Genomic DNA, 22780 nt, shown 5'->3' on the forward strand with positions numbered 1-22780 from the left:
ATCGGAAGGCCGGGATGTTATGGACTAACTTATTTACAAGGGCCGGGAGGCCCTTGTTCCCAAAAGCGCGGTCATGATAGGAAATCCGGGATGGGACAATTCCAATGACATGCATGAGAAGCGGTCGCCTGGGAACGAAGGCCTCCCGGCCTTCGTATCTAAACTTCCCCTAGGCATAACCACGGCAATTTTATTTATAGTCATGATTCCGGAGGGATTGGACAATAATATAAGCGATCAGCCAAAAGGCAAAGACCATGCCGAGAACAAGAGCCGCCATGCTGTTCATATGTATCCATAAGAGCAGAGATCCCATGACGATTGCCAGGAGAATAATACCCGTCCATTGACGCCTCCGGGATTGTTCGTCATCCCTGCCACTCCCGGGAGGTCCAATCAATGAGGATAAAATATCTTTCAAAAAATCGGAAAGATCGAACATAGGGGCACACAGGAAGTTTAACGATGCAAATTCGGGAAAGGAATGACGAACATTACAGCCGTTCCTGGATCAGCACGTGGAAATGGCCTCCTGCGCCGTGTTCGTCCGTCAGGAAGGCGTCCTGCGGCGTGTTCTCCGCATAGGGGAGCAGGTAATCTCGCTGGGTCATCAGGGTGACCGTATCCCCCAGGCAGTTGCGGGAAAGCTCCAGCAGGTCCGTAAAATTGACGTCGCAGGTCAGGTCCGTGAGGCCGGGGTGCCGGTACAGTTCCTCCCCGGTCAGCACCTGGTGGCTTTTATACCCGCGCAGGGAACCCTGGGGGCGGCGGTAGTAAAGCCGCTCCATTTCGTCCCCGTAGTCGATGACCGTCATGACGCCCATGTTCCAGAGGGGCAGCCAGCCGGTGAACCAGCGTGCGTAGGAATCGTGAATCTCCAGACGCTGCCCCGGCTGGGAATCATATTCCAGCATGTGGGAAAAAAGCGGCTGTTGGCGGACGGGGCGCAGTTCCTCCCGCACGGCTCCGTCCTTTACGGTAAGCCCCACTTCCCGCCAGCCCTCTTCCGTGTACTCAAACACGCGGGCCGGGAAGGCGTCCACCAGCTCGTTGGAAAAAATGAAGGCTTTGCCGCCGCAGTGCTTCAGCGCCTTTTCCATGGTAGCATAAATTTTGGCCTGGCTTCCCAGCAGAAGGTGCTGGAATTCGCGCAGCCGGGGGGAGGACTCCACAATCACGTAATCCGTATTCAGGCGGTTCCAGAACCCCAGTTGTTCCAGAACCTTGACGGCCAGGGCTCCGGAGCCGGCGCCTATCTCCAGCAGGGGCAGCCGCCTGCCGCAGCGGGCGCAGGCCTCCTTCCAGCGTGCGGCGACGGCCTTTGCCAGAATGGGGGACAGCGTGGGAGTGGTGGAAAAATCCCCGCGGCTCCCGATGTTTTCAATGGAGGAGGAATAATACCCCTCCTGCGGGTGGTGCAGGGCCAGCTGCATGAAGGCTTCCAGGGAAAGCCAGCCGCCGGCGGCCGCGATGTGGTCGGAAAGGCGTATCATGCGGGGGAAAAATGGGTCAGGATTTGGACTGCTCCAGCATGCGCAGCAGCGGGGCTTCCGCCCTCTTGCGCAGGTCTTCCGGCAGCTCCAGGGCGGGGGAAAGGTCCCGGAGAGCCAAGTACAGTTTTTCCAGCGTATTCATCTTCATGTACGGGCAGGTGCTGCAGGAGCACTGCTCCGTGGGGGCGGGAATGAACTCCTTGCCCGGCACCAGCTTGCGCAGGCGGTGCAGGATGCCGGATTCCGTGACGATGATGAAGGATGAAGCCGGGCTTTCCGTGCAGTAGGGAATCATCTTCTCCGTGGAGCAGATGTGGTCAGCCAGCAGGCGCACGGCCTCCGTGCATTCCGGGTGCGCCACCACCAGTGCGCCGGGGTGCTTCTCCTTCAGGGCCAGAATCTGGTCCCGCGTAAATTCCATGTGCACGTGGCAGGCCCCGTTCCACAACTCCATGGGGCGTCCCAGCTGGCGGCCTACCCAGGCGCCCAGGTTCTGGTCCGGCACGAACAGGATGGGACGGTCCTCCGGAGCCTGGGAGACAATCTTCACGGCGTTCCCGGAGGTGACGATCACGTCCGCCAGAGCCTTCACGCCGATGGAGCAGTTCACATACGCCACCACGTAATAATTCCTGTCGGCGTTCTCTTTCAGGAAGGCTTCCAGTTCCCCGGCGTCGCAGGAGGCTTCCAGGGAGCAGCCGGCGTCCGCGTCCGGCAGGATGACGGTTTTGTCCGGATTGAGGATCTTGGCGGTCTCCGCCATGAAATGGACGCCGCAGAAGGCGATCACGTCGCAATCCGTATGCTGCGCCTTGTAGGCCAGCCCCAGGGAATCGCCCACGTAGTCGGCCATGTCCTGGATGTCCCCGGTCTGGTAGCTGTGCGCCAGAATGATGGCGTTGCGTTCTTTTTTCAGGCGTAAAATTTCCTCTTTCAGGTCAAAAGGTGCCATGCGGGAAAAGATGGGGGGAAGCCCCCGGCAAGTCAAGCATCATGTCCCATGCAGGGCGCACTTGTTGACGGGGGGCGGGAAATGTGGCACAGTCTGGCGCATCATACGATTATGTTTTCACTTTTAGCTGATAAACTGGATAACACGTTCCGGAAGCTGCGGGGCCTGGGCAAGATTTCTGAAAAGAACATTGCGGACGCCCTGCGGGACATCCGGCTGGCCTTGCTGGAAGCGGACGTGGAATTTGGCGTGGCCCGGGAATTCATCGGCCGCGTGAAGGAGCGGGCCATGGGGCAGGAAGTGCTCAAATCCATCAAGCCCGGGGAACAGATCGTCAAAATCTTCCGTGATGAAATCGCCGCCCTGCTGGGCGGAGACGCCGTGGGACTGGACCTGACGGACCCCGCCAGAATCATGGTAGTGGGCCTGAACGGCGCGGGCAAAACCACCACCAGCGCGAAGCTGGCCCTGCGTCTGAAAAACGAGGGGCGCCGCCCCCTGCTGGTGGCCTGCGACCTGGTGCGCCCCGCCGCCGTGGACCAGCTGGCTACGCTGGCGGAACAGATAGAAGTGCCCGTGTACAAGCCCGCTCCCGGCAGCCGGGACGTGGTGGCCGTGGCGCGTGAGGCCCTGGAATGGGCCCGGACCCAGAACGGGACCGTCATGATCTTTGACACGGCGGGCCGCCAGGAAGTGGATGAAGCCCTGATTGACGAGCTGCGCCACCTGCACGCCTTCCTCTCCCCGCGGGAAACCCTTCTGGTGGTGGACGCCGCCACGGGCCAGCAGGCCGTGAACGTGGCCCAGACCTTTGACCGGGCCGTGAATGTCACGGGCATCGTCCTGACCAAGCTGGACGGGGACGCCCGCGGGGGCGCTGCCCTCTCCATGCGTTCCGTGACGGGCAAGCCCATCAAATTCTCCGGCGAGGGGGAAAAGCTGGACCAGTTCGGCCCCTTTGTCCCCGGCCGCATGGCGGACCGCATCCTGGGCATGGGTGACATCGTGGGGCTGGTGGAGCATGCCGCCGCCCGCATTGACGAGGAACAGGCGGCCAAATCCATGGACCGCATGATGTCCGGCAAATTTGACTTTAACGACTTCCTGGACCAGATGAAGATGATGCAGAACCTGGGGCCGCTGGAAGGCCTGCTGGGCCTGCTCCCCGGCTTCGGCAAAATCAAGAAGCAGCTTCCGGACGGCGCGCTGGACCCCAAGAGGATGAAGCACATGGAAGCCATCGTGCTCTCCATGACGGCGAAGGAAAGGAGCAATCCCAACCTGCTGAACCCGTCCCGCCGCCGCCGCATTGCCGCCGGCTGCGGCCGCTCCCTGATGGAGGTGAACAAGCTCATCAAGAACTTTTCCGAAATGCGCAAGATGATGTCCGGCAAGGGCAAGATGGGCGCCATGATGAAACAGATGGGCGCCATGAAGGGGAAAGGGGGCAAGATGCCCGGCCTTCCCGGCATGGGCGGCGGTCTTGGCGGCCTGAAAGGCCTTGGTGGGCTTGGTGGTGGCCTGGGCGGTCTCTTTGGCGGCCGCAAATAGGCGGAAAAACGGATTTAACCCGGGGCGCGGCGAAACATGGCCGCGCCTTTTTTAAAGAAAGGGCGGGGAGTGCCGCAAACCCTTGCGCCGGCTGAAATGAATACATCCGTCAGGACGTCCTGTTCTTGGGAAAAAGAATTCACCGCCGCCCGCCTTTATCTTCCGTTCCCGCAGGGGCCTGCGGCGCTCCTCTTTTATTGAAAGAACGGAATGCTGCTCCCCGTACTCCCGGAATGATGAATAAGGGGCGTTTTTACCGGATGGCGGCGTGGCTGGCTCTGGCCGGGTTCCTGAACGCCGGCATGGCGGAAATGCTCCCGGCGGAGGAGGTGCTGCTCCCCGCGCCTTCCGCATGCAGGTCTGACCGGTCCGCTGTGGCGCGTCTCCCGCTGCGGCTGGCGGTCTATGCGCCGGAAAAGGATGTTCCGGCGGTGGAGGCTCTCCTTAATGTGCTCAACGCCCAGGGCGTCCTGTCCGGTCTCTCCATGACCGGGGACAGGGACTCCGCAGACGTGGTGTGTTCCGTGGAAGGAACTCCTGCGGGAACGGGGGAAGGGTATGAGGCGCGCCTGGACGCCGGGCAGGGGGGCCGGGGCGTGCTGCGCCTGAAAGCGGCGGCTCCGCGGGGCCTCTTTTACGCGTGGCAGAGCATGGTGCAGGTACTGAACGCCAACCGGACGGAGGACGGCTTCTCCGTGCCCGTTTTCTCCATCAGGGACGTACCCCGCTTTGAATGGCGGGGCATCATGCTGGACGTCTCCCGCCACTTCTTCACCATGGCGGAGGTCAAGTGCATGATTGACACCATGTCCCTGTTCAAGCTCAACCGGCTTCACCTGCACCTGACGGACGGCCCCGGCTGGCGCATGGAAATCAAAAAATACCCCCTCCTCACTTCCATGAGCGCGTGGCGCGTGCCGCTGGCCAACGGGGAATGGAACTGGCAGGAAGTGAAGCTGGCCATCCAGGAGCATGACCCGGAGGCCACCTACGGCGGCTTTTACACCCAGGATCAAATGCGGGAAATCATCGCTTACGCCCGCAGCCGCCAGGTCACCATTGTGCCGGAAATAGACCTTCCCGGCCATTCCTATGCGGCCATGCATGCCTACGGGGACTTGATCTGCGACGGGGTGGACTTTCCCGTGGAAGGGAAAAAAGGCCGGGACGCCGTCTGCATGGGGCGTCCGGAAACGCTCCGCTTCGTAAAAGACGTGGTGGATGAACTCAAGGCCGTCTTCCCGCCCGGCTCCCCCATTCATCTGGGCCATGACGAGGTATCCGCGGAAGCATGGAAAAAATGCAGGTACTGCCAGAACCGTTTGAAAGACCTGAACGAGACGGATCTCAAGGCCCTGAGCCGGGACTTCCTGCAACAAATTGCGGACTACGTGCGGAAAGACGGTTATGACGCCATCGTCTGGGATGAGGCAGGGGAACTGGAGGCAGACAAACACATCTTCGTCATGGCATGGCGCGGCAATGACTTTGCCGCGGCGGCGGCCAGAAAGGGGCATCCCGTCATCCTGGCCCCGTGCTCCCACTTCTACTTTGACTACTACCAGTCTTCTGCCCCCACGGAACCGAAGGCCATCGGGGGCCTCATACCGCTCAGGCAGGTGTACGGCTATGAACTGCCGGAGCTGTCCCCGGAGGAAGCCTCCAAGGTGCGCGGCCTCCAGGCCAATATCTGGACGGAATACCTGTACGACATGGGGCTGGTGGAATACATGGCGTGGCCCCGCGCCCTGGCGCTGGCCGAACGGGCCTGGAGCGACTGCGACCCGCGGGACTATAAATCCTTCCGCAGCCGTGCCGCCCTGGCTCTGAAGCTTCTGGAAAAACTGGCCGTGAAATACCGTCCCATGGATGAAGAGGATTAAGGCCCCTCCCGGGTGGCCGTTCCTTTAAAAGGGTTTTCATGGACCTGCCGCGCCTTTTCCTTTTAGCATTCCCGGACGGCTCCGTTCTCACGAACGGTAACAGGGAAAACAGGCCGGAGGCCCCTGTCCCTCCCGTGCGCTTCTGATAAAAAGTTTCCACCCTTGTCAACATCCCTGCCGGGATATTTCCGGATGCAGGGAGGGGGGAATTTCCTTCCGTTTCCGTTCTTCCTGACCGGGGGGATGCCGGAAATCTGCGTTCCCTCTCCTGCCGCCTCAACGAGGAAGGCGCCGGTTTCCGGTCTTGAGCGGTTTGTTTCCTGGGTTTTATTGACAGCGGATGCCGGGTCATGTATGAAATGACTCTAGCTGATTGCCTGTTTATGAAGAAACACCGGTTCCTGTTCCTCGCTTCCCTGATGGCGCTCGTGCTGCTTGGCGGCATGGCGGTAGTGGCTTGTTCCAATAACTTCAAGCATGTGCCCCGGACGGGCTTCGTGACTCATCAGGTAAAAAATTGCGACTCCCATATCCCGTTTGATGCCTACTGGAATGCTGATGATAAAAAAATCTGGAATGACAAGGTAAACGGCGTGGACGGCAAAAAAGTCCTGATGGCCGTCGTTCCGGTGGATACGGTGCACATGGATGTGAGGCCGGATACCGCGGAAGGATTTGATGCCCTGCACCGTCTGGCGGAATACTTCCGGAAGAGCGTCACGGCCAGCATGGAAAAGGAAGTTGCCGAAAATCCGCACTTTGAGATGGTGCCTCCGGGAACCAGGGGGGCCTATACGCTGGAGCTCGCCATCATTTCCATCACGCCCACGAACGCCAAAGCCGGCATTTTTGTCACGGCGTTGAGCGGCATCAAGGGGGGCGGCCTGGTCAAGCGGTTCATCAAAAAGGGCCACATCGCCATGGCGGGACGCCTGCGGGATGAGGACGGCCGCATCGTTTCCGAATTTGCGGACTACGAGGAAGACCACAGCGCCCTGCTGGGCGTGGATACCAAGGATTTTAAAAAATACGCCCACCACCAGCGCACCATTGACGAATGGGCCCGTGAAATTACGGATGTGTATTCCTCTACGTACGGGCACTGGACGCAGAAGCGCATGATCTCATTCAACCCCTTTTAAGGGATAAGCCTCCGCAGACCGTATGCGGGGGAATTGCCCCGCAACCGGGTAACCGTCCTGAAAGGAGAACCGTGAAATGCGGTTGAAACGGCATTCCCGGCGGAACGCGTGGCGGAAGGAATAGCCCGCGCTTCTATTCTCCGTATTCCGCCCAGGAACTGCTGGTCTCCCACACGCGCACGCGTTCCAGGGTGACGCAATCCCGCACGGGGTATTCGCCGGAACCTTCCCTGGCCTTTTCCAGCGCATGCCGGGCGAAGTTGAAAATGGTGCGGGCCATTACCTCGCTGGTGGGGTCCTCCCGGTCAAACGGGATGATGCGCTCTCCGTACGCGGCCACGAAGGCGGCGTAATTGGGGTCATCCGTATTCACGCACAGGGAATGGTCAAACTGCTGTAGAAAATCCCCCATCATCTGCTTGACGGCCTTGAAATCCACCACCATGTCGTTGGCGTCCAGCGTATCCGCCCGGAACACCATCTCCACGGAACGCGTATGGCCATGGGGGAATTTGCAGTTGCCGGGGTGCTTGGACAGAAGGTGCCCGCTTTCCAGTTCAATGGATTTGCAGATTCGGTAGGCCATGAAGGCAGGATAGCGTGGGAAGGGGCGGGGGGCAATCCCAATCAGAGTCTGCCTGCGGTCCGGTTCTCTGTGTGCGGAACGGGGTTCGTAACGGATTCTGCCGGCCGTGGGCGGCTTTTCCTTGCGGGCGGCTGTGATTTCTGGCAACCTTCGGAAAACCAGACTCTTGCCCTATGGCCTACCTCTCATGGTCCTTCCTGAAAATGGGAGAAAAATCGGATCGCAGGACAAGCCTCCTTTTCCTGCTCATGGCGGGCATTCCCATCATTTTTACCGCCTTCTTCGTCTTCATGCTGGGGGCGGCCACGGTCTGGTACGCCTGGCCTGTTCTGCTGCCGATGCTTCTCCTCCTCTATCTCCCCTTCGCCCTGCGGAAGGAAAAGGTGCAGAGCGTCCATTCCAGGAATATCCTCTTTGGCCGGGACCCGCTGACAGTCGTCTTCAGGCCGGTGGTGAGGAACTGGGTATATGCCGTTTATGCCGTGCTTCCGGCGTTGCCCCTCCTGTTTTCCGGTTGGAAAATGCCCTTGGACAGTCTCGGGAACGGAAGGAATCTGGCGGAATTCTTCCTGATGTGGATATCCCTGTATGCCGTCTTTACGGTGCTGACGGTTTTCCTGGGAAAGGCACGGTATTTGAAGCCGGGCAGGCTGCTGCTGGCCGCTGGCGCCAATCTGGCGCTGATGCTGCTTTATTCCCTGCTTGCGTGAAGCGGGCGCACTGTGTATCCGGCGTGTTCCCCTGCCTTCCCGTGGACGGGGGCTTTTCCGTGGCGCCTGCTGCAATGGGGGAACCGCGTTGCCCTGCCAGCCTGGCGTCCATCTCCGGAGTTGTTGGAGTGGACGGGCTCTATTGCCGTTCTTTCCCTGAAACGCCTGCCCCGGGCATGGGAGAATGGCATGAAAAGACAGGAATACTCTCCGGGACGGGGAAATTTGCTGAAATTGAAAATCTTGAAATAATATTGTTTTTCTGTAAAATATCCGCACCGGGTTGATCCCGGATTAAAAAGGAGGTGTACCATGTGAATGACTGTATCATACTAACCAGGCTGATTGAGTTACTCATTGTAATGTTCAGTTAACGAAAAGCCCCGTCCTGCTGACACAGGACGGGGCGATTTATTAGAGGTAAATGTGATTTGTATGATACTAACCGGAACCACTATGAAAAATTTCCATAAATAGTCAAGCAGGAAAAACTTCCGGCAATGTCTTACAAACGGTTTTTTAAAGGCTGGAGATTCTCCCTGTAACGGGTGGCGGATTCCACCTGTTTATATCTGCGCTTCTTCCTCCTTCCGGATTTAATGAATGCTTGAAACAGCGTGCCGGGGATATTCGGAAGAATCTACCCAAAAGCTCAAGGGAAAAAGGAGGGGAGATAAAACGAGTTTTCCCGTAAAGGACCGTAAAAAATCCCTGTTCCGCGCGGCATGGCGGAACAGGGAGAAAAAATCCGGCGCTCTGTCCGGGCGGCTTAATGGGCGCAGCCGGCGCAGGCCCAGCCTTCGCGGATCTTCGCGAAGAAATCGTTGCCCTTGTCGTCCACCAGAATGAAGGCGGGGAAGTCCTCCACCTCAATCTTCCAGATGGCTTCCATGCCCAGTTCCGGGTATTCCAGCAGTTCCACCTTCCTGATGTTATTCTTGGCCAGGATGGCGGCGGGACCGCCGATGGAACCCAGGTAAAAGCCGCCGTGCTTCTGGCAGGCGTCCGTCACCTGCTGGCTGCGGTTGCCCTTGGCGATCATGATCATGGAGCCGCCGTTTTCCTGGAACAGGTCCACGTAGGAATCCATGCGCCCCGCGGTGGTAGGGCCGAAGGAGCCGGAGGGATACCCTTCCGGGGTCTTGGCCGGACCGGCGTAGTACACGGGGTGGTCCTTCATGTACTGGGGCATGCCTTCACCCTTCTCCAGGCGTTCCTTCAGCTTGGCGTGGGCGATGTCGCGCGCCACGATGATGGTGCCGTTCAGGCTCAGGCGCGTGGTGACGGGGTACTTGCTCAGTTCCGCCAGCACTTCCTTCATCGGGCGGTTCAGGTCAATGGAGACGGCCTCGCTGGAGGTCATGCGCAGCGCTTCCGGAATGTACTGTCCGGGATTGGTTTCCAGCTGTTCAATGAAGATGCCTTCCGGCGTGATCTTGGCCTTCGCGTTGCGGTCCGCGGAGCAGGAGACGCCCAGGCCCACCGGGCAGGAGGCTCCGTGGCGGGGCAGGCGGATGACGCGCACGTCCAGCGCGTACCACTTGCCGCCGAACTGGGCGCCCAGGCCCAGCTTGCAGGCTTCCTCATGCAGTTCCTTTTCCAGCTCCAGGTCGCGGAAGGCGCGTCCGTACTCGTTGCCCGTGGTCGGAAGGTTGTCGTAATACTTGGTGGAAGCCATCTTCACGGTTTTCAGGCACTTTTCCGCGGATGTGCCGCCGATGACGAAGGCGATGTGGTAGGGCGGGCAGGCCGCCGTGCCCAGCGTGCTCATCTTCTCCACCAGGAACTTCTTCAGCGTGGCCGGATTCAGCAGGGCCTTCGTTTCCTGGTAAAGGTAGGTCTTGTTGGCGGAGCCGCCGCCCTTGGCGACGAAGAGGAAGGAGTACTTCATGCCTTCCACGGCTTCAATGTCAATCTGCGCGGGCAGGTTGGTGCCGGTGTTCTTCTCCGTATACATGTCCAGCGCCACGGTCTGGGAATAGCGCAGGTTGTTCTGGGTGTAGGCGTCGTAAACGCCGTGGGAAAGCTGTTCGCAGTCGTCGCAGCCGGTCCAGACCTGCTGTCCCTTCTTGCCCACGATGGTGGCGGTGCCCGTGTCCTGGCAGAAGGGCAGGATTCCGGCGGAAGCCACTTCCGCGTTGCGGAGCATCGTCAGGGCCACGCTCTTGTCATTGGCGCTGGCTTCCGGGTCGTCCAGAATGGCGGCCACCTGCTTCAGGTGGGCGGGGCGCAGGAAAAAGGCCACGTCATGGAAGGCTTCCGCGGCCAGCAGGCGCAGGCCCTCCGGTTCCACCTTCAGCATGGGGTGTCCTTCAAAGTCACCCACGCTCACGTAGTCGGACGTGATGAGGCGGTACTGGGTGTCGTCCTTTTCAATGGGAAAAGGATCCTGGTAATGAAAATCCGGTGTTGCCATAACGGGAGGCAATATAGCGGAGCGCCGCCCCCGGTTCGAGCAAAAAAATCAGGGGCGGTTCAGGCCCGAATCAATCATTAAAAAAGGCTTCTGTTCGCCCAGCGTACGGAAAGGAACGCAGTTTTTAAAGAACCACGGACTGACGGGAAACAGCATATCCCTGGAGACGTGATACAGGAATTCCCGGTGCATGCGCCGTTCCTCTTCCGGAGTGAGGATGTAAATGACGGAAATGGGCTGAATGAATGTGATCACGGGGATTCCCCACATCTGCAGCAAGCTGTCTCTGATCTTGAACATCTGGTGAACCTTCCCCTGAAAGACAATCGCCGCGGCCACGGTTCCCGCAGGGCTTGCGTCCATGAAGGCATGCATTTTTTCCCATGCACGGGGCAGCAGTTGGCAGGTAATCGTGCCGTCCTGCTCCCGTGCCGCGTACCGGATATCCTCCGGGCCGATCAGGGATTCCGGCCGGATAAAGGCCCAGGATGGAACAGGCTCCGGGAAATCAGGGCGGGTGTAGGGGATGGAGCGGAACCCGCTTTTCAGATGAATGGTTTTCCCTTGCCGGAGTTCCGGGAGGAACCGCTGTTCCAGCTCCGTGCTGCGGGGATGCACGGGATAAACGGCCAGCTTCTTTTTCACCTTCCTCTGCTGTTGTTCCGTGAGCGGCGGAAACTGGGTATTGATGGCCGCGCAGAGGGCATCCAGCTGGCGGTCATCTCCCGGCACGGGAATGAGGGTGGCGTGGGAAGGCATTTTATGGAATACGGGCGTAGACAGGATGGCGCCGCGCAGGACCACGGCCATTCTGTCCTTGCCGGGCCGGAGGGCGGCGCAGGCCTGTTCCAGGTTCCTGTACGCTTCTTCATTCCAAACGATGTCCAGATGCCCTGGATAATCCAGATTGGGGCGTGCGGACTGGGCGTAATCCCCGGTGACGATGGGGGCGTTCCCCAGAAACAGGTATTCCTTCTCCGCGTCTTTTTCTTCCTCCGCGCCCGGGCGGCTCCAGAGCCGGTAGCCCGGTACGGAAAGCGTCCCTTCTTCCACCAGCCGGGCGTTCTCCGGATGGATGACGTACAGGGCCAGATCCCGCGGAATGAAAGGGGTGGTTTTCCCCGTGGCGGTCCGGTGGTTGAGCAATTCCGCCAAGTTGGCGGCTTCATTCTCCCCGTCCAGTCCGGAAATTTCAAAAGCACGGGAAATAATGGCCTGAACCACCGGGGCCGAATTGACTTTTCCCTGAACGACGACAGCCAGCCTGTCATGTCCCAGCCTCATGGCGGATGTAGCCGTTTTCATGGCCCTCCCTCCCGGCGTGTTCAGGGTGATGTTGAGATGCTCCGGTCTGCTCGGATCGACGCCTGCCCGTTCCACCTCCGCCTCCGTAATGACCGGTTCATCTTTCAGGAACAGACGTTCCCGCTGCATCTTTCCGTGGCGGTCGCGGAATTCATACACATAAGGCGTGTATCCTTCCGGAACCGGTTTTCCTTCCCGGTCCAGCTCCAGGCTGTCCGGATGCACCATCCTGACGGCAATGGAGGGAACGGCCGGCGGAGCCGCCTCCGCACGGGCGGAAAGAGGGAGCCAGAAGGCGGAAATGAACAGCAGGCAGAGTAGTTGTCTCATGGTCAATATGATAGAACCCCTCTAACACGTCAGGCAAGAAAAAAGAGCGGACGGGAGCGGCGCAAGCCCCTGCGGTAATTAATATCCCCATCGTGCCCTGCGGATACGCGTATTTTAAATCGTTTGCGGAAACCCATCCCGGTTTCAGTTGCCGCAAGTGTTTGAGTCGTTCCCGGGGCCTTGACAGGAAAATCCCCCGGAACCGCAGGGAGCCGGGGGATTTCAGCCGAAGGGGGGCTCAGCGGGAGGGCGGTGTCCCTGCACGGGGGGTGCCTGCCATATCCGCCATGGGTTATTGCCGCGGCTTGCGGCGGGGAGAAGAAGGTTCGGAGAATGAGGAACTGGAAGAGGAGGAAGGCCTGGGAGCGCCGTACTCCTCCGGAATTTCCGCTGCCAGAGGGATGTCGTTCGGGAGGCTGCTTTCGTCGTCGTAATAATTCTTCATCCTCTTCTGGGCGTCCTTGATCAGGGTGGCTTCCGCCCATTCCTCCACCGTCATGTTGTCTCTTCTGGCGGCTTCTTCGATGAGTTTGTAATCCTCGGCGCTCAGCATGACGGCGAAGGGTTTCCAATGGGCTCTTGCCGCCTCCTTCAGTTTTTTCTCCCTTTCCGTCTTTTCCATCATGAGCCGGATGAGAGCTTCCTTGTCTTTGGGAATGGCTACCTTGGCAAGCCAGTTGCGGACCGTGTTGGGAGACACGAAGCATTCCTCCGCAAAATCATTGCGGGAGATGTTCTGCTGTTTCAGCCAAGCCTTGATCTGCACTTTGAGTTCATCCTGATTCTCACTCATGCATATCTTTGTAACGAAAATGGTGCGATTTTTCAACCTTTTTTGCATAATATCATTTTAACGGCATATTTTCGTTGACTGAAATACCGTTTCAGGTGCATTATTGCATCGTAAGCGGGTTATTGAAGCCCTTATTGCACCAAAAGAAGGATTTTTATGAAGACGGGAAATAAGAAAAAGAGTCAGAAAAAAATTCAAATCAAGGGAAAAATGCCGTTATCCGTCCATTTTTTCCGGGATGCGGAAGCGGACGCCCTGAACGTGGAGCGCTGCCAGCTTGATAAGGCTACCCTCATTGCCTGTGCCGTCAAACGTCTCCGGGAAGATCTGGGCAACGTCCCGGATTCCGGTAAAAAACCTTCCGCATGACTCAGGAGATTTACTGGGAACTTCTGGCGTGGCTGTTCCGCTCTTTTCTGGCGGTGACTACCTTCGCCTTTGTCGTGGCCGGGTACCAGGCCCTGCGCTGCCGTCCGCGGGACGGCAGCAAGCGGAGAAAGTAGGGAATGGCAAAAAGGTCCGCGGTTCCCCGCCGGCAGGCCGGGGAGGACGCCGGGGAGGTTGACTCACGGCTTCGTCTCCCTTATCTTCCGGGAATGTCCCGCCGTGTTTCGGATGAAGCCGCCCTGTCCGCCATGAGCCTTGAAGAACTCTGGCGCTTGTTTCCCGTCATCCTGAGCGAATCCAGGCCGGAGTGGGCGGAAATCTACCGGAGGGAGAAAAAGATGCTGGAATCGGTGGTGCCCCTCTCGCGCATCAGCCGCCTTTCCCACTTCGGGAGCACGTCCGTTCCGGGCCTGGCGGCCAAACCCACCATTGACATTCTGCTGGAAGTGCGGCCCGATTCATTTGTTTTTGAAACGCTTCCTCTGCTGGAAAAGTGCGGCTACCGGGAAATGCACCGGGACGAAGCGCAGATGCGCCTGGTTCTGGTGAAGGGCTATGCCGCGGACGGCTTCCGGGGGCAGGCGTTCCATCTGCATGTGCGGCCCTGCCGGGATTGGGATGAATTGTACTTCCGGGACTACCTGGCCGCGCATCCGGATGAGGCGGAAAGGTACGCCGCCCTCAAGCGTTCCCTGAAAGAGAAGTTCGAATTCAACCGGGATGCCTATACGGAGGGAAAAACGGAGCTGATCGCCGCCATGACCCGCCGGGCGAGGGAAGAAATGCCCGGCAGGCACGTCCCGGCATAAGGCCGTTAAACCGGGTTGCTTTTTATAGGGCAGGGGATGCGCGGAAAGACGGAAGGAAAGGGCAGGCGGACATTCCAAACTTGCTTGATGGTGAAACTTCCATTGTCGTCCACAAGGGCATGGATTTGGCACGACCTTTCCGGAGGGACATCTGCTTTGAACCACCCTTTCCATGTTTGGGAAACTGCCCAAAGAGCGGAAGTCTAATTTTTATCCTTCCGGGCAATACTCGCCCGCCGCGGCATTAAAAAGCCTGCTTCCGGCTGTTCGAGCCATGGATACGTTTATTTTGGCGGCGGGAAGAGGATTAAGCCGGTTGGAAAGGAAGGCCTTTCCGGGGGTGAAAGAAATTCCGCCGCTTCCCGCAGCGTGGATGAGGCTGAATGACAGGCATGTTTTTAAGGTCCGCTCCGGATGGAAATCCGTATTGCCAGAAGTGGGGAATGGCGGTAACATTCCGCCGCTATGAGTATTGAGAGTTTCGCAAACCGGCATGTGCTGGAATTGGTGGCTTACCAGCCGGGCAAGCCCATTGAGGAGACGGCCCGGGAACTGGGCCTGGATCCCCATGATATTGTGAAACTGGCGTCCAATGAGAACCCGCTGGGGCCGTCCCCCAAGGCGGTGGAGGCCATTGCCCGCGCGGCGGCAGGCGTGAACATTTATCCGGACGGCGCGGCCTTCCGCCTGCGCTCCGCCATTGCGGAGTTCTGCGGCGTGGAGTTTGGCCAGACGGTGGTGGGCACGGGCAGCAGCGAGGTGATTGAGCTGATGTGCCATGCCCTGCTGAATCCCCGGGCGGAGGTAGTGGCCGCCAGGCACGCCTTTTCCATGTACCCCATCATGTCCAAGCTGTTCGGCGCCACGTACGTGGAAGTGCCCAACAAGCCGGACTGGACGCACGATCTGAACGGCTTCCTGGATGCCATTACGGACAACACGCGCATCGTGTTCATTACGAATCCCACCAATCCCGTGGGCACCGTCGTGACCCAGCAGGAGATTGACGATTTCATGGCGAAGGTGCCGGAACACGTGCTGGTATGCTTTGACGAGGCGTACCGGGAGTTTTCCGACAATCCGCCGGATACCCTCAAGTTCGTGCGGGAAGGCCGCAACGTGATTGTTCTCCGCACCTTCTCCAAGGCTTACGGTCTGGCGGGCCTGCGCGTGGGCTACGGCATTGCCCCGGAACACGTGTGCAGCATGCTGCACAAGGCGCGCGCGCCGTTCAACCTGCACGTGCTGGCGCAGGAGGCGGCCCTGGCCGCCCTGGAAGACCGGGAGCACGTGCGCCGCACCGTGGAGAACAATGCCGAGGGCATGCGTTTTTACGAACAGGCTTTCCGGGACATGGGGCTGGAATGGATTCCCAGCCAGGGCAATTTCATCCTGGTGAAGGTGGGGCAGGGCAGGAAGGTGTTCCAGGACATGCTGGCCAGGGGCGTGATCGTCCGCGCGCAGGACGGCTACGGGCTGCCGGAGTGGATCCGCATCAGCATAGGCACCCCCGCGGAAAATGCCCGCTGCATTGAAGTTTTGAAGGAAGTACTTTAAACAGTTTCGCCGTTTTTCCTGTCTCACCTTTTATGATCTCTCCGGAACAGTACATTGACGGTCTTGAATGGCGTTACGCCTGCAAGAAGTTTGACCCCGAAGCCCGCATTGAGAAACCCACCTGGCATGCGCTGGCGGAAAGCCTGCGCCTCAGCCCGTCTTCCCTGGGTCTTCAGCTCTGGAAGTTTGTGGTGGTGACGAACAAGGAATTAAAGGCGCGCCTGCGGGAAGTCTCCTGGAACCAGTCCCAGGTGGAGGACTGCTCCCATTACGTGGTGCTTTGCGCCCGCAGGACGGCCACCCAGCGGGACGTGGACCGCTACCTGGCCCAGATTGAGTTCACGCGCCACCCGTCCGCGGAAAAGCTGGCTTCCTCCGCTGATTTCTATACTGGCTATGTAAAATCCCTGACTCCGGAAAAAATGCACACCTGGCTGGATTGCCAGGTGTACATTGCCGCAGGCTTCCTGCTCAGCGCGGCCGCCGCCCTGCGGGTGGATTCCTGCACCATCGGCGGCATGGACCGCGATAAGTATGATGAGATTCTGGGCCTGGACGGCACGCCGTACCGCTCCGTGGTGAGCGTGGCGCTGGGCTACCGCGCGAAGGACGACGATTACGCCCGCGAGGCCAAGGTGCGCTTCCCCGCCGGGGAGGTGATCGACATCCGCGCCTGATTTCTCCTTCCCTTTTCCCCCTGTCCGGGGCCGGATTTCCTGATTGGAGGTCCGGCCCCTTTTTTTGTCCGGCAGGGCGTTTACCTTCCGGGCGCATGGTCTTTTTCCCGCGTCCGGAGCGTGCCTGTTTTTTAATCTCGCCAAGAACGGGATGTTTGAGATAATAACTTGCCTGAACAAGATTGGCCGGTCCTCCCGGGCCCGGCGGTTTTCCTTCATGAAACCTGACGCGCGGCAATCCGCCCGGCGGAATGCCTGCCCGGACGGCGGAACGAAGGAGAATTCACCCGCTTTTTCCCCTTTCCCTGCAAGAAAAGGACGGCGGGCGCGTAGTTCTTGGCACGAACCAGATCCTCCTTTTCCCTGAAACGACACGATAACATGAAGAAGAACCTATTCCTGATGATCGCCGCTTTTGCCGCATCTCCCTTGATGGGGCAGGACGCCAAGCAGATTGCGGATTCCCTCACCATCCCTCCGGTGAAAGCGGGCGCAAAACAACTGCCGATGCCAAGCGCCTCCGGAGCCCAGATCAAATTCCTGGGGGCCGACTATGAGCAGCTTGTTAACAGCAAGGGAAAGATAGCCCCCGTTATTTCAGACACCCCCGTCAACGTCAGCTTCAAGGTGACCAAGGACGGCAAGGAAGCCATCAGCAAGGATTATGAAATCATGCTGCAGGCCCCGGACGCCGCCCAGGGCAATCCCAAGCCGCGTATCATTCCGGAGATCCTGCAATGGAAGGGCGGCCAGGGCGAGTACAAGCTGGGGAACACGGTTTCCGTAGCCTGCCCGGAAAAAGAGCTGGCGCAGATATTCACGGCTGATCTGGAAGACGTGGCGGGGAAGAAGGTCAAGCTTGTCCCGCCCGGCGCGAAGGCGGATATTTCCTTTTCCCTGCTGAAAGGCGGCAACCTGGGCAAGGAGGGGTACAGGCTCCAGGTGACCAGGGACGGCGTCCGCATTGGCGCGGCTACGCCCACCGGGCTGTTCTGGGGCACGCGCACGCTGCTGCAGATGCTGCGCCAGACCCCCGGCAGCGTTCCCTGCGGCACGGCAGTGGATTTCCCGCGCTATGAGCTGCGCGGCTTCATGCTTGATATTGCGCGTACGCCCTATCCCCTCAGCTACCTCAGGGACGTGATCCGCACCATGGCCTGGTACAAGATGAATGATCTGCACCTGGTCATCAACAATAACTTCATTTTCCATGAAATGTATGTGGACAAGGGCCGCGATCCGTTCAAGGAGCTCTATGCCGCCTTCCGCCTGGAATCCAGCATGAAGGGCAAGGACGGCGTTCCTCTTACGGCGAAGGACCTTTTCTACACCAAGAAGGAGTTTGCGGATCTGGTGGATTACGCCGAACGCCGCGGCATCAGCATCGTTCCGGAGATTGACACTCCCGGTCACGCGCTTTCCTTCACCCGCCTGCGCCCGGACCTCATTTACAAGGGACCCATGAACCATGAAAAGCGCCGCAGCGAGATGCTGGACGCCGCCAACCCGGAGACGATCAGCCTGGTGGGCAAGGTATTTGACGAGTATTTGCTGAAAGACCCCAAACTGGGCCGCCCGGTGTTCGGCAGCAAGGTGGTGCATGTGGGCGCGGACGAGTTTTACGGCAACAAGGAGGATTACCGCCATTTTGCGGACGCCGTGCTGAAGCACGCCCTGAAGCGCGGTTATACGCCCCGCATCTGGGGCAGCCTGAGCACCAAGCCCGGCAAAACCCCCGTGGTGAGCAAGGGCGTTCAAATGAACCTCTGGAGTACCGGATGGATGAGGGCCTGGGAGGCCGTGAACCAGGGCTATGACGTCATCAATACCAATGACGGCGCCCTGTACGTGGTGCCCTACGCCAACTATTACCGCATGGACAGGAACCACAAGGGGCTTTATAATAACTGGATTCCCAACCGCATCGGGAATGAAACCCTGCCTTCCGGCCATCCCCAGCTCATCGGCGCGGCTTTTGCCGTCTGGAATGATGAGACGGACCTCAAGCACTCCGGCTATGCCCCCTATGACATTTGGGGCGTTATTTCCGGCTCCATGGACGTGCTGGCCCAGAAGATGTGGGGGAAGGCCAAGGCTCCGGATTCTTTTGAAGAGCACCGGGAGCTGGTCAAGGCCATCGGGGAAGCCCCCCGTACCAACCCCCTCCACAAGTGGAAGGATTCCAAGCCCTTCTCCGTGGTTCCGGGCAAGCTGCCCCAGCAGTTGAACCAGCCCGCCCTGGGGCCCGGCTACCGCCTCACCATGGAGCTTGAGCTTTCCGCCGCTCCGGAAGGGAAGGAGCAGGTTCTGCTTTCCGGCCCGGAAGGGAAGCTGTTCGCCGTCATGAAGGACGGCACCATGGGCTTCCGGCGGGATGACTCTCTGGAATTCTCCTTCGGCGCCAAGCTGCCCGTCGGCAAGAAGGTGAAGGTGGAAATTGTGGGAGAGCCGGAAAAAACCACCCTCCTCATTGACGGCAAGCCTGCGGGCACCATGGTGCTCAAGAGCTTCCGCAATCCGGACGAAAACTTTGAACCCCGCACGAAGGGCGTGCGCTCCACCTTCGTTCTCCCGCTGAAGGTGCTCGGCTCCTCCTTCCAGGGGAAGGTGTTTGATCTGAACGTCCAGCCGTTGTAACGGCCCGTGCCGGAAGCGGCGCGGCCTGGATAATCCCGGGCGGCTTTTTCCGGAGCCGGGCGGCCTCATGCGCCGCACTCTTTCCAGCGCCCCGCAGTCTCCGGACTTGCGGGGCGTTCCTGTTCCCGGCGCCGTTCTGGAGCGCCGGAGATGGAGGAGTTCCGCGCAGCGGTTCAGTCCCGCATGCCCCTGTACCTCATGGGGCGGTAGCCGCTGTTCTCCAGCATGGGGCGGCTGAAAACGCGCTCCGCGCACTTCCAGACCGGCAGGGGGCCGGCTTCACTGCCCAGGAACCTGTCTTTTTCCGCTCCCTCCCAGCGGATGAACAGGAGCACATGGCGTCCCGGAGCAATCAGGATGTCCCCCGTTTTCAGCTCATCCCAGGAGGGGAGGGAAATGGAAAGAGCGGGGAGCTCCCGTGTGGAAAATGGCCTGGACAGGCGCCAGCAGCGGGAGACGAAGCCGGAGCAGTCCACCCCGGCGGCAAAGCGGCTGGCGGCGGCATCCCCCGCGGCCTGCTTTTCCGGGGTGCCCATGTCCCCGGCCGCGGCGGGGGAGCCCCCGTTGGCGGCATCCGCCTTCAGGCGTTCGGCGAACTGCCGCGGGGTGTCGAACCCGCCCCATTTGTACGGCATGCCGGTGTAACGCGCGCCGGGCCGCCACCACGCGCCGGCATGGCCTCCGGCTGCGGAGGCGTCCGGCGTGTCTATCCGGATGCCGTCCTCGTCCGTCCCGTGGCGGACGTTCCGGGGAGAGCCCCGCCAGGCCATGGAAGTATAGGCCCGGCTGGTTTCCAGGGCTTCACGGCGGGTGACGGAAGAAGCGGGAGGCAGGATTTCCGGCGCGCCGGGAACACAGGCCCCCAGGCAGGCGGAGAGGGTGAGCAGCGTCAGGGTGTTGGTCATGGACTGCATGTGTAGCCACTTCCCGCCGCGGAGGCAAGGATGATTGCAGGAGAATGCTTTTTATTCGGAAAACGAACGGTCTGGAAGCTTGACTACCGGGTGGAATATGTGAAAAAGGGGTTAACTGAGGCGGAAAGGAATGGAAGAGGTTTCCGTTCGCCCTCCCGCTTCCCATCGCCTTGCATTTTTTATGGACGAAGAACAACAAATCATCCAGGAGCCGGTTCAGGAACCCGCCCCTGAAAAACAGCCCGACAAGACCCAGGCCACTCTTACGGCGGTTTCTCCGCTGGTGTCCGTCTTTTTCGGTTTCTCCACCGGCGTGAACATCATTCCGCCCCTGATCTGCTGGCTGGTCTGGAAGGATGCCAACCCCCTGGTGGACAAGGTAGGAAAGAACGTTCTGAATGCCCAGATTTCCTGGGCGATTTATTCGATTGCGGCCTTCCTGTTATGTTTTGTCCTGATCGGCTTCGTGCTGGCTCCCGCGGTCGTCATCGCGTGGATTGTTTTTGCTATTATCACTGCCGTCAAGGTGGCGAACGGGGATTACGATTACGTGGCGCCCCTCACGATTACGTTCCTGAAGTAACGTTTTTTCCACTTGCCCATTTATGAAAAAGCCGCCGGCATTCTGCGCCGGCGGCTTTTTTGCGGAATGGGATCCGTTTTCCGGAGAGGTTCAGATGGGCATGTCCTTTTCACTGCCGCCGTACATGAACGTATGGAGCAGGCGCGTGACCTGGTTCTGTTCCGCGCGCAGCTGGGCGGAGGGGCGCAGCGCGGCGTACGTCAGGCTGTCATGCCCGGTGAATTCCCTCATGTGGAAGCCCTGAAAGCTGGTCATGGGTTTGCTGTCATGGAAGAGCTTGCCCCTCCGGAGCAGTTCGTCAAAGACGTGTTCCGCCTCCCGCGTGCGCGTCAGCGCGTTTTCCGGATGGGGCACGCGGATGACCAGCGCGCCGCCGTCCCCGCGGAAGTTGATGCCCGCTCCGGCCATGACGTCCGCGGAAGGCTGGCTGGTAACGCTGCCCAGAAGCAGCACGCCGTCATCTATCAAATGGATGCGGCTGGCGTGGGCTTCCTCCTTCACGTGAAGCACGCCGCCGTAAATGTGGGTGGATACGCTGCCGGAAAGTTTTTTGATGCGCATCAGGCCGTGCTTGATGACGAGTTCCGAGCCCTCGGCGGGCAGGTCCACTTCCGAGGCGAAGAGCCAGCCGTCCGTCATGGCGATTCTGCCTTCATGCTCTCTGGAGCCCTGAATGCGGCCCTGGCCCATCAGAAGGCGGCCGCCGTTGATCTCCAGGCTGCCGTTGGCCTTGTTTCCCAGGAAAACGGTCATGTGGTCCGGCAGGTTGCCCAGGAGCGTCATGGTGCCTCCGTTACGGATGACCAGGTGGGCGGTGCGGTGCCCGTGGTCCGGCTGGTTGGGGCCTCCCACGTAAACGGGGGCGTTGATGATGTAAAGATTGCCGCCGGAATCAACGGTGAGGGAATCCTGGATGTCCGTCTGGCCCTGCACCACGTCATTGCTGATGGTGACCGGGCACATGTAGGAGACGCGGTTCATGGATGAGGCTGAAAGCGGCATCATCCCTGTTAGAATGAATGGGTTGATATTGCTCATGACGCTGGTTACATAGTTGGTTTGACGTTTGAGGCGCGGTGGATGCGCGCCAATGGTATTAGACCGTCCGGGCGGATAAAATGTTCGGGTAAATTCACCTTATTTTCTTCCGGACGGGAAAAGCGCGGTTCACTCCCATTCCACCCGGGTCAGTTCCAGTTCCCGTCCCCGGAGGATGGCCAGGGCGGGGTCTCCGCAGCCGGGGCAGATGTAGCCGTGCTCCGTGAAGGAAAAATCCGCGCTGCAAGCGTCGCAGCGGCACAGGGCCTCCACCCACGTGACGTCCAGGGCGGCGTCCTGCGCGGCATACGCGTCCTTCAGGGCCAGGAAGGCGGATTGCAGGGCTTCCGGCACCACGCCGCTCAGGCTGCCGATGGTCATGTGCACGCGCATCAGCCGGGTTCCCCCGTTCTTTTCCATGAGCCGCCGGGCCATGCCCAGCGCCCCCTCCATGATGCCTACTTCATGCATGCGCGTCTTTCCGGGCCTGGTATTCCTCCAGGGCGCGGGCGATGAGGGTTTCCACGAGGTCCAGCGCCTGCGGCACGGCCTCCCGCACTTCCGCGGACATGGGCTGGCAGAAGTCCGTATGCCCGGCCTCCACCCCCACCAGCGTGATGATGCGCGGCAGGGTGCCGCACAGCTGGGCCGCGCCCAGCACTTCCTTCATGCCGATCTGGTGCGGTGAGATGACGCGGGAGAAATGGCGGGGGAGTTCGTCCCGGCTACGCGTGACGACGGTTCCGGGCCGGGTCCCCGTCTTGACGGCGTCCAGCAGGATGACCGTATCCGCGTCTTCCAGCAGGGGCAGCAGGGTCATTCCCAGCGTGCCTCCCTCCTCCACATGGACCAGCGGGCCGTAGTCCCGTTCCTGGAGGCGGTGGGCAAGCTCCACGCCTATGCCGTCATCCCCCATGAGCGGGTTGCCCACGCCCAGCACGAGCACGGGATAGGCGTTCCCCTTCACGGGGCAGCCCCGGAGTTCTTCCGTGTATGGCTCCAATTCCATGGCAGATG

At 59.9% G+C, this 22780-nt stretch carries 23 protein-coding genes; 12 read left to right on the top strand and 11 right to left on the bottom strand.

Annotation, left to right across the window (positions count from 1 at the left end; genetic code table 11):
• Window positions 1-190 precede the first annotated feature (190 nt).
• The 3 genes from QSJ36_RS07695 to nadA are packed head-to-tail and all read right to left on the bottom strand — an operon-like array spanning window position 191 to window position 2445.
• Complete coding sequence (locus QSJ36_RS07695) at window positions 191-442, bottom strand: hypothetical protein (RefSeq protein ID WP_022397384.1); 252 nt, start codon at window positions 440-442, stop codon at window positions 191-193.
• A gap of 52 nt (window positions 443-494) precedes the next feature.
• On the bottom strand, window positions 495-1493 hold the full coding sequence (locus tag QSJ36_RS07700) for an SAM-dependent methyltransferase (protein WP_022397383.1): 999 nt from the start codon (window positions 1491-1493) through the stop codon (window positions 495-497).
• A 16-nt stretch (window positions 1494-1509) separates the two neighbouring features.
• The gene (gene nadA, locus QSJ36_RS07705) at window positions 1510-2445 is read right to left on the bottom strand and encodes a quinolinate synthase NadA (RefSeq protein WP_253231590.1); all 936 of its coding nucleotides are present in this window, start codon (window positions 2443-2445) and stop codon (window positions 1510-1512) included.
• A gap of 111 nt (window positions 2446-2556) precedes the next feature.
• On the opposite strand from nadA, the gene ffh reads away from it, so the two are divergent.
• The 3 genes from ffh to QSJ36_RS07720 all read left to right on the top strand — a co-directional run bounded on the left by ffh (window position 2557) and on the right by QSJ36_RS07720 (window position 7021).
• Window positions 2557-3996, top strand: coding sequence for a signal recognition particle protein (ffh, locus tag QSJ36_RS07710; protein ID WP_102727094.1), 1440 nt, complete (start codon window positions 2557-2559; stop codon window positions 3994-3996).
• Window positions 3997-4229: 233 nt separating this feature from the next.
• Complete coding sequence (locus QSJ36_RS07715) at window positions 4230-5879, top strand: beta-N-acetylhexosaminidase (RefSeq protein WP_285468025.1); 1650 nt, start codon at window positions 4230-4232, stop codon at window positions 5877-5879.
• Window positions 5880-6262: 383 nt separating this feature from the next.
• A complete protein-coding gene (locus QSJ36_RS07720) occupies window positions 6263-7021 on the top strand; it encodes a hypothetical protein (protein WP_180971737.1) in 759 nt (252 codons plus the stop codon).
• A gap of 133 nt (window positions 7022-7154) precedes the next feature.
• Here the strand turns inward: QSJ36_RS07720 and QSJ36_RS07725 are convergent, their stop codons facing one another.
• Window positions 7155-7607: a 6-carboxytetrahydropterin synthase gene (locus tag QSJ36_RS07725; protein ID WP_102721531.1), complete on the bottom strand. Its 453-nt coding sequence runs from the start codon at window positions 7605-7607 to the stop codon at window positions 7155-7157.
• 173 nt (window positions 7608-7780) lie between these two features.
• Between QSJ36_RS07725 and QSJ36_RS07730 the strand changes: the two genes are divergently transcribed.
• The gene (locus tag QSJ36_RS07730) at window positions 7781-8317 is read left to right on the top strand and encodes a hypothetical protein (RefSeq protein ID WP_022397377.1); all 537 of its coding nucleotides are present in this window, start codon (window positions 7781-7783) and stop codon (window positions 8315-8317) included.
• Between the two features lie 769 nt (window positions 8318-9086).
• On the opposite strand, the gene QSJ36_RS07735 is transcribed toward QSJ36_RS07730, so the two are convergent.
• The 3 genes from QSJ36_RS07735 to QSJ36_RS07745 form a co-directional block, all read right to left on the bottom strand.
• The gene (locus tag QSJ36_RS07735) at window positions 9087-10733 is read right to left on the bottom strand and encodes a fumarate hydratase (RefSeq protein ID WP_022397376.1); all 1647 of its coding nucleotides are present in this window, start codon (window positions 10731-10733) and stop codon (window positions 9087-9089) included.
• A 48-nt stretch (window positions 10734-10781) separates the two neighbouring features.
• Window positions 10782-12368: a hypothetical protein gene (locus QSJ36_RS07740; RefSeq protein ID WP_285468030.1), complete on the bottom strand. Its 1587-nt coding sequence runs from the start codon at window positions 12366-12368 to the stop codon at window positions 10782-10784.
• A 292-nt stretch (window positions 12369-12660) separates the two neighbouring features.
• Window positions 12661-13161 carry a helix-turn-helix transcriptional regulator gene (locus QSJ36_RS07745; protein ID WP_102721513.1) on the bottom strand — a complete coding sequence of 167 codons (501 nt, stop codon included), beginning with the start codon at window positions 13159-13161 and terminating at the stop codon, window positions 12661-12663.
• 210 nt (window positions 13162-13371) lie between these two features.
• Between QSJ36_RS07745 and QSJ36_RS07750 the strand changes: the two genes are divergently transcribed.
• The 7 genes from QSJ36_RS07750 (at window position 13372) to QSJ36_RS07780 (ending at window position 19228) form a co-directional block, all read left to right on the top strand.
• Window positions 13372-13530, top strand: coding sequence for a hypothetical protein (locus QSJ36_RS07750; RefSeq protein WP_156340781.1), 159 nt, complete (start codon window positions 13372-13374; stop codon window positions 13528-13530).
• Window positions 13527-13664, top strand: coding sequence for a hypothetical protein (locus QSJ36_RS07755; RefSeq protein WP_022397372.1), 138 nt, complete (start codon window positions 13527-13529; stop codon window positions 13662-13664). The genes QSJ36_RS07750 and QSJ36_RS07755 overlap by 4 nt, the downstream gene beginning before the upstream one ends.
• Before the next feature lie 93 nt (window positions 13665-13757).
• Window positions 13758-14357, top strand: a complete 600-nt coding sequence (locus QSJ36_RS07760; protein ID WP_285468034.1) for a GrpB family protein — start codon at window positions 13758-13760, stop codon at window positions 14355-14357.
• A 172-nt stretch (window positions 14358-14529) separates the two neighbouring features.
• Entirely contained in the window at window positions 14530-14826 is a 297-nt protein-coding gene (locus QSJ36_RS07765) for a hypothetical protein (RefSeq protein ID WP_102753024.1), read from the top strand.
• Window positions 14823-15914 (top strand): histidinol-phosphate transaminase, encoded by a 1092-nt coding sequence (gene hisC, locus QSJ36_RS07770; RefSeq protein ID WP_102728093.1) that lies wholly within the window; start codon window positions 14823-14825, stop codon window positions 15912-15914. Before QSJ36_RS07765 ends, hisC begins: the two co-directional genes overlap by 4 nt.
• 32 nt (window positions 15915-15946) lie before the next feature.
• A complete protein-coding gene (locus QSJ36_RS07775; RefSeq protein ID WP_102727101.1) occupies window positions 15947-16591 on the top strand; it encodes an NAD(P)H-dependent oxidoreductase in 645 nt (214 codons plus the stop codon).
• 381 nt (window positions 16592-16972) lie between these two features.
• Window positions 16973-19228, top strand: coding sequence for a family 20 glycosylhydrolase (locus tag QSJ36_RS07780; protein WP_285468045.1), 2256 nt, complete (start codon window positions 16973-16975; stop codon window positions 19226-19228).
• A 173-nt stretch (window positions 19229-19401) separates the two neighbouring features.
• On the opposite strand, the gene QSJ36_RS07785 is transcribed toward QSJ36_RS07780, so the two are convergent.
• Window positions 19402-20133: a hypothetical protein gene (locus QSJ36_RS07785; RefSeq protein ID WP_285468047.1), complete on the bottom strand. Its 732-nt coding sequence runs from the start codon at window positions 20131-20133 to the stop codon at window positions 19402-19404.
• Between the two features lie 190 nt (window positions 20134-20323).
• Between QSJ36_RS07785 and QSJ36_RS07790 the strand changes: the two genes are divergently transcribed.
• Window positions 20324-20725, top strand: coding sequence for a DUF4870 domain-containing protein (locus tag QSJ36_RS07790; RefSeq protein ID WP_022397366.1), 402 nt, complete (start codon window positions 20324-20326; stop codon window positions 20723-20725).
• Between the two features lie 90 nt (window positions 20726-20815).
• On the opposite strand, the gene QSJ36_RS07795 is transcribed toward QSJ36_RS07790, so the two are convergent.
• From QSJ36_RS07795 to QSJ36_RS07805, 3 genes are all read right to left on the bottom strand, one after another.
• Window positions 20816-21763 carry a hypothetical protein gene (locus QSJ36_RS07795; RefSeq protein ID WP_146021083.1) on the bottom strand — a complete coding sequence of 316 codons (948 nt, stop codon included), beginning with the start codon at window positions 21761-21763 and terminating at the stop codon, window positions 20816-20818.
• A 129-nt stretch (window positions 21764-21892) separates the two neighbouring features.
• On the bottom strand, window positions 21893-22234 hold the full coding sequence (locus QSJ36_RS07800; protein WP_285468049.1) for a hydrogenase maturation nickel metallochaperone HypA: 342 nt from the start codon (window positions 22232-22234) through the stop codon (window positions 21893-21895).
• A complete protein-coding gene (locus QSJ36_RS07805; RefSeq protein ID WP_285468051.1) occupies window positions 22227-22772 on the bottom strand; it encodes a HyaD/HybD family hydrogenase maturation endopeptidase in 546 nt (181 codons plus the stop codon). The genes QSJ36_RS07800 and QSJ36_RS07805 overlap by 8 nt, the downstream gene beginning before the upstream one ends.
• Window positions 22773-22780: the final 8 nt, after the last annotated feature.

Source organism: Akkermansia sp. NBRC 115031 (genome assembly GCF_030268505.1).
Taxonomy (GTDB): domain Bacteria; phylum Verrucomicrobiota; class Verrucomicrobiia; order Verrucomicrobiales; family Akkermansiaceae; genus Akkermansia; species Akkermansia massiliensis.